This window comes from Candidatus Accumulibacter necessarius, assembly GCF_036625085.1.
In genome coordinates this window covers 656291-670173 of the sequence record NZ_JAZKUM010000001.1, presented here as the reverse complement: position 1 = coordinate 670173, position 13883 = coordinate 656291, and the positions used below count along the sequence as shown (strand labels likewise).

The window sequence follows — 13883 nt, the reverse complement described above, 5'->3', positions numbered from 1 at the left end:
CACGGTGACGAGCGCGCGAGACGAATGGGACTGGCAGAACTGAGTTTGGGCGATGCATCGCTGATCACCGCCACCTTCCTGTTCACCGACATCGAAGGCTCGACCAGCCTGTGGGAGAGCGAGTCTCAGGCCATGCGTGTTGCCCTGCAGCGCCACAACGTCCTGCTCTCCTCGGCGATCGAGCGCCACGGTGGCTGCGTCTTCAAGACCGTCGGCGACGCTTTCTGCGTCACCTTCGAGGACGCTGCCTGCGCGCTGCAGGCAGCCTGCCAGATTCAGACCCGCCTTGGCACCGAGAAATGGCCGACGCGCACCCAGCTGCGGGTGCGCGTCGCGCTGCACACCGGCCCGGCGTATCTGAGTGGCGGCGACTACTTCGGCACAACGGTCAACCGCGTTGCCCGTCTGCTGGCGGTGACGCATGGCGGGCAGACACTGCTCACTTCAACGACCGAAGCGCTGGTCCGCGAGTCCCTGCCCGACGGCACCAGCCTGCGCGATACCGGCATGCTGCGCCTGCGCGACCTGCCGCAGCCGGTCCATGTCTTCCAGCTGGTCCATCCGGGACTTTCGTCGAGCCTGCTCGACGTCACGGACAGCTCGGCCGGGAACAAGCTGACGGCAGAACCGGTGGCCCGCTTGAGGCCGATCGACGTCTACGAAGTGCCGACCTTGCCGACGATCGTCATGCAGGCACTCAAGGTGATGCAGGATCCCAACAGCGACGCCAGGGCAGTGGAGCGGGTGATTGTCCACGATCCGGCAATCTCGGCCAAGATACTGCGCGTCGCCAACTCGGCATTCTTCGGCTTTTCCCGCCGCGTCGGCACGATTGCCGAAGCCGTTCGCGTCCTCGGCTTCACCAACGTGCAGGGGATGCTGATCTCGGTCGGCGCCTTCGACGCCTTCCGCACCAAGCGGCTCAGCCTGGTCGAGTTCTGGCAGCACTCGATCGCCGTCGCAACCGCGGCACGCTTCCTGTCCACACGCGTCAACTGTTCGGCAGACGAGGCCTTCATGGCTGGCCTCCTGCACGATATCGGCAAGCTCATATTTGCCGTCCAGGCAGAAGCCAGTTACCAGCACGTCCTCGAACTGAAACGAGGATCGGCGATGACCAGCCTCCAAGCCGAGCGTACGCTTTTCGAGTTCACCCATCCTGAAGTGGGCCAGATGGTGGCCGAGCGCTGGGATCTGCCGGCAAGGCACGTGGCGGCCATCGCCCACCATCACAACCCGGCTGACGCGGGTGACGAGCGCTTGTTCTGCACACTGATCGGTCTTGCCGATCAGGCGGCGTATGTAGCGCTCAGCCCCTACACGCCGGTGGAACATCACGCCGAGCGGATCGCCCTGCTCGCCGCCCTCGACCTGGGTCCAGGGCACTGGGACCACTGCCTGTGTCATCTGCAGGAGGCCCGGACAACCATCGAGGCCTTCGTGGGCGCCATCCAGTGACGATCCATGCCGGGCACGTGGCGGGCTGCCAAGTCCGGGTGAGTGCGCCGCGCCAGGCGAACAGACTGAATAAGCGTCTGGCGCGACCACCGTTGGCCAGACGCCATCACGCCGTCTTCTGGCGAGCATTCCAGGCCCCGGGCGGGTTTGTCATCGGGAACGCGCCTACGGGCATCCGCTAGCGGCTACAATTACTCGGCATGCAACCCCAACGAGGAGTTTCCAATGCGTGAAATCGCCGAAGAAAAGCAGGCACTCAGCGTTTCCGGCTGGCTTGCCTTGCCCCTGTGGTTCGCCCTGCTGGTGTGGACAGCTTGGCCGTTCATCGGTCTTGCGGCATGGAACGTACTCGGCATTGCACTGCCGTTTCCGACGCAGCCTTCGCTGCTCCACCTCCTCGCCGTTCCGCTGCTGATCTTTCTCGCCAAGGGCTTCGGCATCCTGCAGCCGAACATCGCCGCCATCTTCACCTTCTTCGGCCGCTATGCTGGCACGCTGCGCAAGGATGGCTTTTACTGGGTCAATCCCTTCTTCCTGCGGCAGAAAATGTCGCTGCGCGCCAACAACCTGAACACCCCCACGCTAAAGGTCAATGACCGTGCCGGAAACCCGGTGGAAGTGGCGGCCGTCGTCGTCTGGCGCGTCGACGACACGGCCCGCGCTGCCTTCGATGTCGAGGATTACGGCAGCTATATCGTCATCCAGAGCGAGTCGGCGGTCCGTTCAGTGGTCAGCGCACGCTGGTACGACGGCGATGCGAATGGCAGGAACTCGCTGCGGGGTGATATGGAAGCGGTAGCCGAACTGCTCGCGACGCGGATCCAGGAACACGTCGTACTTGCCGGACTCGAGGTCGTCGAAGCGCGCATCTCCCACCTCGCCTACGCGCCGGAAATCGCCAGTGCCATGCTGCGTCGGCAGCAGGCGGAAGCGGTGGTCGCCGCCCGCGCCAGAATCGTCGACGGAGCGGTCGGCATGGTCAAGCTGGCCATCGAGCAACTGGAAGCAGAGGGTGTCGTCGAGCTGTCCTCAGAAGCCCGCGTCAAGCTGGTGACCAACCTGATGACCGTACTCGTCTCGGAGAGCGAAACGCATCCGGTGCTGTCGGTGGGCAGGGAATAGGAAGAGGTGGAACAGGCGTTCCGAGGAGGCACGCTGGCCCGGACAAGCTCTTGACAGGTGGCGTCGGTGATGGTGCTGGCCGCCGGTGCAACCGGTATCGCGGCGCTGGACGCAGAGCTGACGTCGTAATCCGTCGCTGCCTCACCCGGCATATGCCGACCATCGAGCACGGGCAATTCCAGACGCAAGAACGCCGCATCACAGACAAAAAAAAAGGCAGACCGCAGTCTGCCTTTTTTCCGGGGTTCAAGCCAGTAACACTGGCGCTAGATCAGCGCCTTGATCAGCTTGCCCATTTCCGAAGGATCGCGCGTCACCGTGAAGCCACACTCCTCCATGATCGCGAGTTTGGCATCGGCCGTGTCGGCCCCCCCCGAGATTAGCGCACCGGCGTGACCCATGCGCTTGCCTGCCGGAGCGGTGACGCCGGCGATGAAACCAACGATCGGCTTCTTCATGTTGGCCTTGCACCAGACAGCAGCGTCGGCCTCGTCAGGACCGCCGATCTCGCCGATCATGATGACCGCATCGGTCTCCGGGTCGTCGTTGAACAGGCGCATGATATCGATGTGCTTCAAGCCGTTGATCGGGTCACCGCCGGTACCAACCGCCGACGATTGGCCGAGACCGATTTCGGTCAACTGACCGACCGCTTCGTAGGTCAGCGTGCCCGAACGCGAGACGACGCCGATGCGTCCCTTGCGGTGAATGTGACCGGGCATGATGCCGATCTTCACTTCTTCCGGGGTGATCAAGCCGGGACAGTTCGGGCCGAGCAGCAAGGTCTTCTTGCCGCCTGCGGCTTCTTTCCGCAGCATCTTGTTGCGCACGATCAGCATGTCGCGCACCGGAATGCCTTCGGTAATGCAGACGACCAAGTCGAGGTCGGCTTCGACCGCTTCCCAGATCGCAGCGGCAGCACCCGGCGGCGGCACGTAGATCACCGAGACGGTGGCGCCGGTCTGTGCGGCAGCTTCCTTGACCGAACCATAGATCGGAATGCCGAAAATGCTCTCGCCGGCCTTCTTGGGGTTTACGCCGGCGACAAAGCAGTTCTTGCCGTTGGCGTATTCCTGGCACTTCTCGGTATGGAACTGACCGGTCTTGCCGGTGATGCCCTGGGTGATGATCTTGGTATCTTTGTTAATCAGAATCGACATGGTGGCTCCTTAACTGACCGCAGCAACGATCTTGGTGGCGGCTTCAGCCATTGAATCGGCAGTGATGATCGGCAAACCGGAATCGCTGAGGATCTTCTTGCCGATATCCTCGTTGGTTCCCTTCATGCGGACGACCAGCGGCACGGCGAGATGGGTTGTGCGGGCAGCTTCGACGACGCCGGTGGCGATCGTGTCGCAGCGCATGATGCCGCCGAAGATATTGACCAGAATGCCCTTGACCTTGGGATTTCTGAGCATGATCTGGAAGGCTTCGGTGACTTTTTCGGTTGTTGCACCACCGCCGACGTCGAGGAAGTTGGCCGGCTCGGCGCCAAACAGCTTGATCGTATCCATCGTCGCCATGGCCAGTCCGGCGCCGTTCACCAGGCAGCCGATGTTACCGTCGAGCGAGATGTAGGAGAGGTCAAACTTCGAGGCTTCCAGTTCGTCCGGATCCTCCTCGTCGAGGTCGCGGTAGGCGACGATCTCCGGTTGCCGATAGAGCGAGTTGGAATCGAAGTTGAATTTGGCGTCGATGGCCTTGATGTTGCCGTTGCCCTCAAGGATCAGCGGATTGATTTCCGCCAGCGAGGCGTCGGTTTCCATGTAGCACTTGTAGAGGCCTTTCAGCGCCGCGACGGCGCGGTCAACCGACTCGGCCGGAACACCAATGCCTTTGGCGAGAGTGGCCGCCTGCTCGTCGGTCAGGCCGTCCTCAGGGTCAATGAAGACCTTGAGGATCTTCTCGGGAGTCTTGTGGGCAACCTCCTCGATATCCATGCCGCCTTCGGAAGAAGCCATCATGGCCACCTTCTGCGTCGTCCGGTCGGTCAGCGCAGCGACGTAATACTCCTTGCGGATGTCTGCACCCTCCTCGATCAGCAACCGGCGGACCTTCTGGCCCACCGGGCCGGTCTGGTGAGTGACCAGCTGCATGCCGAGGATCTGACCGGCATACTGGCGAACCTCGTCAAGCGACTTGGCCACCTTGACGCCGCCGCCCTTGCCACGACCGCCCGCGTGAATCTGGGCCTTGACCACCCAGACCTTGCCACCCAGGGATTCGGCTGCCTTGACCGCGTCATCGACGGACTGACAGAACACCCCGCGCGGAACGACAACGCCGAATTTCTTCAGGAGTTCCTTGCCCTGATATTCGTGAATTTTCATGCGCTTTCCTTGCTTGAGTTAGGGTTGCAAAACGTAATGAACCAGGGCAGACCGTCCTACCCGAGCTTCTGGCCGCGATACCAGCGCGGGTAATAGCGCTGGACCGCGTCCGAATGCGACTCCAGCGCGTGACAACGGTCGAGCTGATAGGGCTTGTGCCCGCTATCGTCGTTGTCGGGTACGTCACTGGCAAAAGTTTGCAGCGCGGCCGTCGGCAGGAACATCACCAACTCGCTAAGATGCGAGCAGCCGTGCGTACTGCGGAAAAGATTCTTGACCGCCGTCCGGAAACCATGGAAAAGGTTGAGCCCCACCAGCCGGGAGTAATCCGGGGTGATCCGGTCACAATAGCCAACATAGGGCATGGCATCGGTGCAGGCGACGGCGTCGAGGACATTCATCTGATGGTCGATGGTCACCCTGACCCACATGTCGTGCACCGGCTCACCACGCTGCCGCATGCCGGACGACAAGGGATAATCGTGATCCTTGACGTCGGTCAGCCGTGCCTCGATGTCCCAGCAACCATCGCCGCGCTTGTAACCGCCAAGTTCAACGCTGCGGACGTGCATGCGAGTGCGTCGGGCGGTAGGTGGGGGCAGCGGCATCGGTGATCCTGAGGGGATTTGCGAGCTTGTCAAAGCTTCGCGGCTGACATGGAATTCTACACCAAGACGCCCCGGCTTTCTTGGCGAAATTCATAATTATGGATGCCATTAGGCATGCCTGAACGCCTGCCGGGAGATCAGGCCGGGCACAGGCCATCGCCGGTTCAGGCGGCAAGACCCGCTGCCCGCTGCCAGCCAGCTTCAGGAGACGACGAGACGCTTGATCTCGGCCAGACCGGCCGATAGCATGGCCAGATCCTGTGGCTCATTGCTCTTCAGCTCATCGAGCACAGCCCGTGCCGCGGCAGTCGTCGGCAAGCTGCCCTGGAGAATCTGCCGCACAAGGCTCTGTCGCAAAGCGACCAGTTCCGTGGCAAGCTGCGCACGTGCCCGCGCCTGCCAACGGTTGCCACTCGGCAAGTGGTTGACCGCCGTACCGAGCCAGTCGAGGTCGATCTGCGCTTCGAGGTCGACGAGTGCAAGTGCCACCTGGTTCAAAGGGTAATCACAGGCGCGGGCAAGATTGACCAGCTCGAACGCCGCCACGATCGCCGTGCGCTCTCCGATGAGCGCCGTGACCTGCTGCGCACCGCTCTTGCCGCCACCGATGCGGCCCATGGCTTCGACGACCGCCGGGTGGTAGTCGGCCAGCAACTGGCCGATCGTCGCGCCGCCCAGATACTGTCTCAGGACCAGCGCGGTCGCCGCCGACGTCATCGCGCGCAAGCCCGCCATCAACGCCATCTGCCGGGCCGCGTCAAGGACCAGGTCGAGTGACTCGATCTCACGCCACAGTGCTTCCGCGTCGAGGACGCTGCTCGCGGCGTACCACGCGCCAGCCACCTGCGCCGGAGATGCCCCGGTTTCGTCACCCAGTTGCATGACGAAGGTGGTTCCCATGCGGTTGACCAGGCGATTGACGAGTTGGGTGGCGATGATGTCCCGCTTCAGGGGATGCGCCGACAAGACGTCGCGGCAAGGTTCGAGCAAGGCCGCCGGAAAGTAGGTCTCCAGCAGTTCGCGCACGTCTTCGCTGTCGGGCAGGTTTGAAGCCAGCAAGGCTTCCTTGAGCGTGATCTTGGCGTAAGCCAGAAGAACCGCGATCTCGGGTGCGGTCAGGCCACGTTTCTGCTGCTGACGCTCGCCGAGGCCCTTGTCGTCAGGCAGGAATTCGATGCCACGATGCAGGGCGCCTCTGGCCTCCAGACTGCGTATCAAGCGCCCATGGGCCTCGATCAGTTCCGCAGCCGCGGCCGCTTCAAGCGCAATCGCCTGTGTTTGCTGGTAGTTGTCGGCGAGGACCAGGCGCCCGACTTCGTCGGTCATCGAGGCAAGCAGCGCATCACGCTGCTTGCCGGTCATATCACCGCGACCGACCAGCCCGGCGAGCAGGATCTTGATGTTGACTTCGTGATCGGAGCAGTCGACACCGGCCGAGTTGTCGATTGCGTCGGTGAAAATGCGACCACCATTGAGGGCAAATTCGATCCGACCCTTCTGGGTCAGGCCAAGGTTGCCGCCTTCGCCGACCACCCTCGCCCTGAGTTGGTTGGCGTCGACCCGCAGAATGTCGTTGCCGCGGTCGTTGGCCTCCTGGTGACTCTGAGCACTGGCCTTCACGTAGGTACCGATGCCGCCGTTGTAGAGCAGATCCACCGGCGCCAGCAGAAGCGTCCTGATCAACTCGGGCGGAGGCATATGGCTTGCCTCGGTCCCCAACCAGCCGCGCAGTTCGGAGGACAGGGGGATCGACTTGGCACTGCGCGACCACACCCCGCCGCCGGCTGAGATCAGCGCCGGATCGTAATCGGCCCAGGAAGAACGTGGCAGGGCAAAGAGCCGTTGCCGCTCGGCAAAGCTGCGCGCCGGGTCCGGCTCCGGGTCGACAAAGATATGCCGATGATCAAAGGCGGCCAACAGGCGGATGGTTGGCGAGAGCAACATGCCGTTGCCGAAGACGTCTCCGGACATGTCGCCAATCCCGACGACGCTGAGCGGTTGCCTCTGCGTGTCGAGGCCCAACTCCCGGAAATGCCGCTTGACGGCCTCCCAGGCCCCTCTGGCAGTAATGCCCATCTTCTTGTGGTCGTAGCCAACAGAACCGCCCGAAGCAAAGGCGTCACCCAGCCAGAAGCCGTACTCGATCGCGATGCCATTGGCGATGTCCGAGAAGGTGGCGGTTCCCTTGTCGGCAGCAACGACCAGATAAGGGTCGTCGCCATCGCGACGACGCACGCCAGCAGGGGGTACGATCTGGCCATCGACCAGGTTGTCGGTCAGATCGAGCAAGCCGCAAATGAAGGTCGAGTAACAGGCGATCCCCTCGGCCTGAAAGGCTTCCCGCTCGGCGGCCGGGGGCAGTTGCTTGCAAACGAAGCCGCCTTTCGATCCCAGCGGAACGATCACCGCATTTTTCACCATCTGAGCCTTGACCAGACCAAGCACCTCGGTGCGGAAGTCTTCCATCCGGTCTGACCAGCGCAGGCCACCACGCGCGACCTTGGCACCGCGTAAGTGCACTCCCTCGATACGCTCGTTGTAAACAAAGACTTCATAGAGTGGTACCGGCGCGGGCAGAAAGGGGATGTCCCGCGACGACAACTTGAACGACAGGTAGCCCTTGACCCTGCCGTCACGGCCGGCCTGATAGGCGTTCGTCCGCAGCGTTGCTTCGATAACCGTCTGCAGCGCCGAAAGGATACGGTCATCATCGGGATTGCTGACCTGCAACAAGGCTGTCGCCACTTCACCGGCAAGGACTTTCGCACGAGCGTCGTCGGCTGTCGGCGCGAAGAACGCCTCGAAGAGTTCGACCAGCGCACGTGTAATCTGGAAATGGGTCGCCAGACATCGCTGAATATAGGCCTGGCTGAACGGCAGACCGGCCTGACGCAGATAGCGGCTGTAGGCGCGCAGGATGCTGATCTGACGCCCATCGAGGCCAGCCAGCAGGACCAGGCGATTGAAGCCATCGTTCTCGGCGTGGTCGCGCAACAGGTCTTCGAGCAGATCGATAAAGGCGCGCCGTGTCGCGTCACTATCCAGTGCGGCCGCCTGCGGCAACTGCACCGCAAAGTCGGCGATGTGAAGGTCACTTCTTGGCAGGCTGAATGGCTCCTCGGCAAGGACCGTCAGTCCCATGTTCTCCAACACCGGCAGGATCGCCGACAAGGGCCGCGGGCGTCCCCGGCGGAACAGCTTCAGGTGTTGGTGAGCGCCATCGTCGCCTTGCCCTGCACTCAGCTTCACTTCAACGCGGCCGCTCAGCTCGGCAGCCTCCAGACGCTCGAGATCAGATACCGCGGACGCCGGCGTGACGCGCTCCTGATAGGATTGGGGAAGTTCCGGCGAATAGCGACGCAGGAGGCCATTCCCCCGTTCCTCACCGTAGTGCCCAACGAGGTTCTGCTTGAGTTCGTCGCTCCAGCCACGCACGATGCGCGCGACCTGACCTTCGATCGCGTCGGCATCGTAGCGATAGCGGGTGCCCACCGGTGTGCGGGCGATGAAATGCAGGCGCGCCAGCCGCGACTCGCCAAGCATGACAAAGAAATCGACGCGCTCGGCGGCGAGGGTTTCGTAGAGCAAGGCCGATATCCGCTTGCGGGTGGTGGTGTCGAAACGGTCGCGCGGCATATAGACCATGGCAGAGACGTAGCGCCCCCAGGCATCGTCGCGCAGGAAAACGCGGACCTGCTCGCGTTCGTGCAAGGACACGATGCCGCGAGCGATTCGCATCAGATCTTCGTGAGCAATTTCGATCAACTCGTCCCGCGGATAGGTTTCGAGCACGTTGAGCAGGACTTTGTCGCGATGGCTGCGCGGCAGGAAACCAATCGCTTCGCGCACCGCAGCAATCTTGCGCCGCAACAACGGCACCTCGGTCGCTGAAACGTGATACACGTGTGCCGTGTACAGACCCACAAAGACCCGCACACCGACAATCCCGCCCCTGGCGTCGTAACACTTGACGCCGATGAAGTCGAGGTAGGCCGAGCGATGGACTGTCGACCGTGCGTCCGCCTTGACCAGAATCACCGGCAAGGGGTCTCTGGCCAATTCCGTGACGACACCTGGAATTCCGGCGAGACAACTGCCAAAACGGGGATGGTCGGTCTGCCGAAGAATCCCCAGCCCACTGTCGGAGACTCGGACAAGTACGTTGTCACCGGCGGCAGCGCGGTAGTCGGCGTAACCAAGGAAAACGAAGTTGTTGGCGGCGATCCAGCGCAGGTAGGCGGCCACTTCGCCGCCATCGGCAACGGTTTCGCCAGCCATCTCCTCGTCTGCTTCACGCATACGCTGCTGCATGGCCGCGCCATCTTCGACGGCCGCCCGCACATCGGCGAGTACGTCGACAATCTCCCTTTGCAGTTGATCGACAAGCGCGGCATCGCCGATACGATCGATCTCGAGGTGAATCCAGGATTCCGGCCGGCTACCGGCAGCGCCGCGTGGCCGTGTGCCTTGCAGCGCCCCGTCGACTGCACGCTCGACTCCCAGGAGCGGATGCAGCAGACGATGGATCACCAGGCCATGACGGTACACCACCATGGTGATCGAATCGACCAGAAAGGGCATGTCGTCGGTGACGATATCGATCACGGTATGGGGCGAATGCCAGCCGTGACGATCGAAATCCGGGGTGTAGAGGGCAGTGGCGGCCTGTTTTTCCGCTCGCACCTGGCCCAGACGAAAATGCTGGAGCGCCGCCCCCAGAAGCTCTTCGGGACTGGCGTCGCTGACGCCAGTCAGCTCGACATCGACGAAATAGAAGTCGAGATACTCGCCGACCCGCGCAGACAGATTCTGCTGGTCGGCGATTTCGTGCAGGTTACGGCGCAGGTTGTGGGTGGACTCTGCCAACGTTGCCATGCCGCTCTCCTCTCTCTCTATCGATCGAGTACCGCCCTGCCCAACATGGCCGCGGGCAGCCGAACCGCCGGGCTGGCTGGAGTGACAGCGCCCGATCGCTTGGCGACTGCGACCGGCAACGGCAACGCATGGGTCAGATCACCAGCGTATCACCCAGCTGCAATCAATGGTGCAGGATCTTGGCCAGGAACTGCTGCGCCCGTTCAGAGCGCGCATGTTCGAAGAAGGCCTCCTTGCTGTCGTCTTCGACGATCCGGCCCTGGTCCATGAAGATCACGCGGCTGGCGACCCGCTTCGCGAAACCCATCTCGTGCGTCACGCACATCATGGTCATCCCTTCCTGCGCCAGTTCGGTCATCACGTCAAGGACTTCGTTGACCATCTCCGGGTCCAGCGCCGACGTGGGTTCATCGAACAGCATGCAGATCGGGTCCATGGCAAGGGCCCTGGCGATCGCCACACGCTGCTGCTGGCCCCCGGAAAGCTGTCCCGGATATTTTTCTGCCTGCTCGCGCAGACCCACGCGATCGAGCAGCTTGAAGCCCTTCTCCCGCGCCTGCTCCTGGCTACGCCCCAGCACCTTGGTCTGGCCTATGCCAAGGTTGTCGATGATGCTCATGTGCGGAAAGAGTTCGAAGTTCTGGAAGACCATGCCCACCGTCGAGCGCAGCTTGGACAGATTGGTCCGCGGATCGCCAACGGACACCCCATTGACGATGATCTCGCCACTCTGAAAAGGCTCGAGACCATTGACACACTTGATCAGCGTCGACTTGCCTGAACCCGACGGACCACAGACGACGATCACTTCGCCCTTCTGGACCTGCGTCGTGCAATCGGTGAGAACGTGGAATGAACCATACTGCTTGCTCACCTTGTTCATCGAAATCATCGAAAATCTCCTCGATTGATGACCTCAAGCGGACTCAGGCCGTCTTGAGCTTGTTCTGGTAGTAGCGAACGATGCGCGACGCGGTAAAGCAGATCACGAAATAGACGGCACCGGCAAACAGCAGCAACTCGACCAGCCGGCCGTCGCGGTCGCCCACCTTGTAGGCGGCGCCGAAGAAATCGGCCAGTGCGGATACATAGACCAGCGAGGTGTCCTGAAACAGGATGATGCCCTGCGTCAGCAACAGGGGGACCATGTTGCGGAAAGCCTGCGGCAGAACCACCAGGCGCATTGACTGACCGTAGGTCATGCCGAGCGCGCTGGCCGCGGCCATCTGCCCCTTCGGCACCGACTGGATGCCGGCACGGATGATCTCCGAGTAGTAGGCCGCCTCGAAGAGGGCAAAACCGGCGATTGCCGACGACAGGCGCATATCCGAACCACGCGGCAGGCCGAACAGGCTTTCCAGCAAATGCGGCACGATCAGGAAGAACCACAACAGGACCATGACCAGCGGAATGGCCCGGAAAAGGTTCACATAACCGGCCGCAAACCAGGACAGGGGTTTGATCGACGACAGGCGCATCAGCGCCAGAAGCGTACCCCAGACGATCCCGAAAATCACCGCGGTGACCGTGATCTCGAGGGAAATCTTCATGCCATCCCAGAGAAATGGCAGCGCATTGGGGATCGAAGACCAGTCGAATTCGTGCATCTCACTTGCCTCCGATATAGCCTGGCACGCGTACGTGCCCTTCAACCCAGCGCATGCCGAACATCACCACGACGTTGATCAGGAGGTAGGCGATGGTGACCGCGATGAACGACTCATAGGGTTGCGCCGTGTAATCGACCAGTTGCCGACCCTGGGCGGCCAGTTCAAGCAGACCGATCGTCGAACAGACAGCCGAGTTCTTGAAGATGTTGAGAAACTCGGAGGTCAGCGGCGGCACGATCAGACGCACAGCCATCGGCAGCATGACGTAGCGGTAGGTTTGCGGCAGAGTAAAGCCCATCGCCAGCCCGGCGTTCTTCTGACCCGGCGGCAGCGAGTTGATCCCCGAGCGAACCTGTTCAGCGACGCGCGCACTGGTAAAGAGCGCCAGACAGACCATCGAAGCGAGAAACTGCTGCAGGATCGGGTTGGTCTGTTTGAAGGCGTTACCCACTTTCTCGGGAAGCAACTCGGGAATCACGAAGTACCAGAGGAAGAGTCGCACCAGCAGTGGGATGTTCCGAAAGACCTCGACGTAGGCGGTTGCAAACCCCGACAACCACTTGTTCGGGACCGTCCGCAGGACGCCGACGACGGCGCCGACAGCCAGCGCGATCAGCCAGGCCGACAGCGACAGGGCGATGGTCATCTTGAAGCCGTAGAACATCCAGCCGAGATAGGTCTCGTCGCCGCCGGTTGCCGTCGGCTGCAGAAATACACCCCAGTTCCAGTTGTAGGCCATCCATGCTTCTCCCGGAAACATGCCAGGGACCAACCGGCCCCGGCATGCAACTTGCTGAACTTACTCGAACGCTTTGTCGTTGGGCGCCTTGTAGAGTTTCTTGACAGGCTCCGAAAGTGGGAAGTTGAGGTTGAGTCCCTTCGGCGGAATAGGCTGCAGGAACCATTTGGCGTAGATTTTCTCGGCTTCCCCTGACGTCATCACCTTCGCCAGCGCACCATCGACCGCCTTCTTGAACGCCGGATCGTCCTTGCGCAACATGCAGCCATAGGCTTCATACGACTGTGGCGTGCCGACCACCACCCAGTCGCTGGCGCGTTTGGCCTTGGCCATTTCGCCGTAAAGCAGGGCGTCATCCATCATGAAGGCAACCGCGCGGCCGGTTTCCAGCGTCAGGAAGGCTTCACCATGGTCCTTGGCGCTGATGATATTCATCTTCATCTGCTTGTCTTCGTTCATCTTGCGCAGCAGGCGTTCAGAAGTGGTGCCGGCGGTGGTGACGACATTCTTGCCTGCCAGATCGGGGAAGTCGTTGATCCCGGAGTCTTTCTTGGTCATCAGACGCGTGCCGATGACGAAGATGCTGTTCGAGAAGCTGACCTGCTTCTGGCGTTCGGTGTTGTTGGTCGTCGAACCACACTCCAGGTCGACCGACCCGTTCTGGACCAGCGTGATGCGATTGGACGAGGTGACCGGCATCAGCTTGATGTCCAGCTTGGCCAGTTTAAGATCAGCCTTGACCGCATCAACCACCTTGAGCATCAACTCGTGCGAATAGCCGATCACCTGCTGTTTGTCATCGTAGTACGAAAACGGGATCGACGACTCGCGATGGCCGAGCGCGATGACCCCGGTATCCTTGATCTTCTTCAGGGTACCGTTCAGCTCCTGTGCCATTACGGGCGCAGACAGCAGGGTGGTGGCGAGCGTTGCTGCCAACGCAAGGCGCGAGGCAATATTCTTCATGGCTTCTCCTTCCTTTCGAGTCAAAAAATGTGTTGTCGAGCTTACCCGGATCAATGGATTGTTGGATTGTTGCACGACTGGCGCCGCGAGCCAAGCAATGATCAGGGCATTAATCGTCACTGAAGCCGGCCTTCTGCCCTGCAGCCCCGGTTGTGGTCAGACAAGGTCACAGACA

The 13883-nt window shown here is 61.6% G+C and carries 10 protein-coding genes; 2 read left to right on the top strand and 8 right to left on the bottom strand.

All coding sequences use genetic code 11. The annotated features are described in order from the left end of the window. Positions 1-24: 24 nt before the first annotated feature. A complete protein-coding gene (locus V5B44_RS03350; protein WP_332357708.1) occupies positions 25-1458 on the top strand; it encodes an HDOD domain-containing protein in 1434 nt (477 codons plus the stop codon). 225 nt (positions 1459-1683) lie between these two features. Beyond that, the gene (locus tag V5B44_RS03345) at positions 1684-2580 is read left to right on the top strand and encodes an SPFH domain-containing protein (RefSeq protein ID WP_332357707.1); all 897 of its coding nucleotides are present in this window, start codon (positions 1684-1686) and stop codon (positions 2578-2580) included. Between the two features lie 266 nt (positions 2581-2846). Here V5B44_RS03345 and sucD read toward each other — a convergent pair whose 3' ends face one another. The 8 genes from sucD to V5B44_RS03305 form a co-directional block, all read right to left on the bottom strand. Next, a complete protein-coding gene (gene sucD, locus V5B44_RS03340; RefSeq protein WP_332357706.1) occupies positions 2847-3740 on the bottom strand; it encodes a succinate--CoA ligase subunit alpha in 894 nt (297 codons plus the stop codon). Positions 3741-3749: 9 nt separating this feature from the next. Beyond that, entirely contained in the window at positions 3750-4910 is a 1161-nt protein-coding gene (gene sucC, locus V5B44_RS03335) for an ADP-forming succinate--CoA ligase subunit beta (RefSeq protein WP_332357705.1), read from the bottom strand. 56 nt (positions 4911-4966) lie between these two features. After that, positions 4967-5518, bottom strand: coding sequence for a DUF2889 domain-containing protein (locus tag V5B44_RS03330; protein WP_332357704.1), 552 nt, complete (start codon positions 5516-5518; stop codon positions 4967-4969). A 201-nt stretch (positions 5519-5719) separates the two neighbouring features. Further along, a complete protein-coding gene (locus V5B44_RS03325) occupies positions 5720-10393 on the bottom strand; it encodes an NAD-glutamate dehydrogenase (protein WP_332357703.1) in 4674 nt (1557 codons plus the stop codon). A gap of 163 nt (positions 10394-10556) precedes the next feature. Continuing rightward, positions 10557-11285, bottom strand: a complete 729-nt coding sequence (locus tag V5B44_RS03320) for an amino acid ABC transporter ATP-binding protein (protein WP_332357702.1) — start codon at positions 11283-11285, stop codon at positions 10557-10559. 34 nt (positions 11286-11319) lie between these two features. Next, positions 11320-12000 carry a glutamate/aspartate ABC transporter permease GltK gene (gene gltK / locus V5B44_RS03315; protein WP_332357701.1) on the bottom strand — a complete coding sequence of 227 codons (681 nt, stop codon included), beginning with the start codon at positions 11998-12000 and terminating at the stop codon, positions 11320-11322. Between the two features lies 1 nt (position 12001). Further along, positions 12002-12742, bottom strand: coding sequence for an amino acid ABC transporter permease (locus V5B44_RS03310; RefSeq protein WP_332357700.1), 741 nt, complete (start codon positions 12740-12742; stop codon positions 12002-12004). Positions 12743-12802: 60 nt separating this feature from the next. After that, a complete protein-coding gene (locus tag V5B44_RS03305) occupies positions 12803-13708 on the bottom strand; it encodes a glutamate/aspartate ABC transporter substrate-binding protein (RefSeq protein WP_332357699.1) in 906 nt (301 codons plus the stop codon). Between the last annotated feature and the right edge of the window lie 175 nt (positions 13709-13883).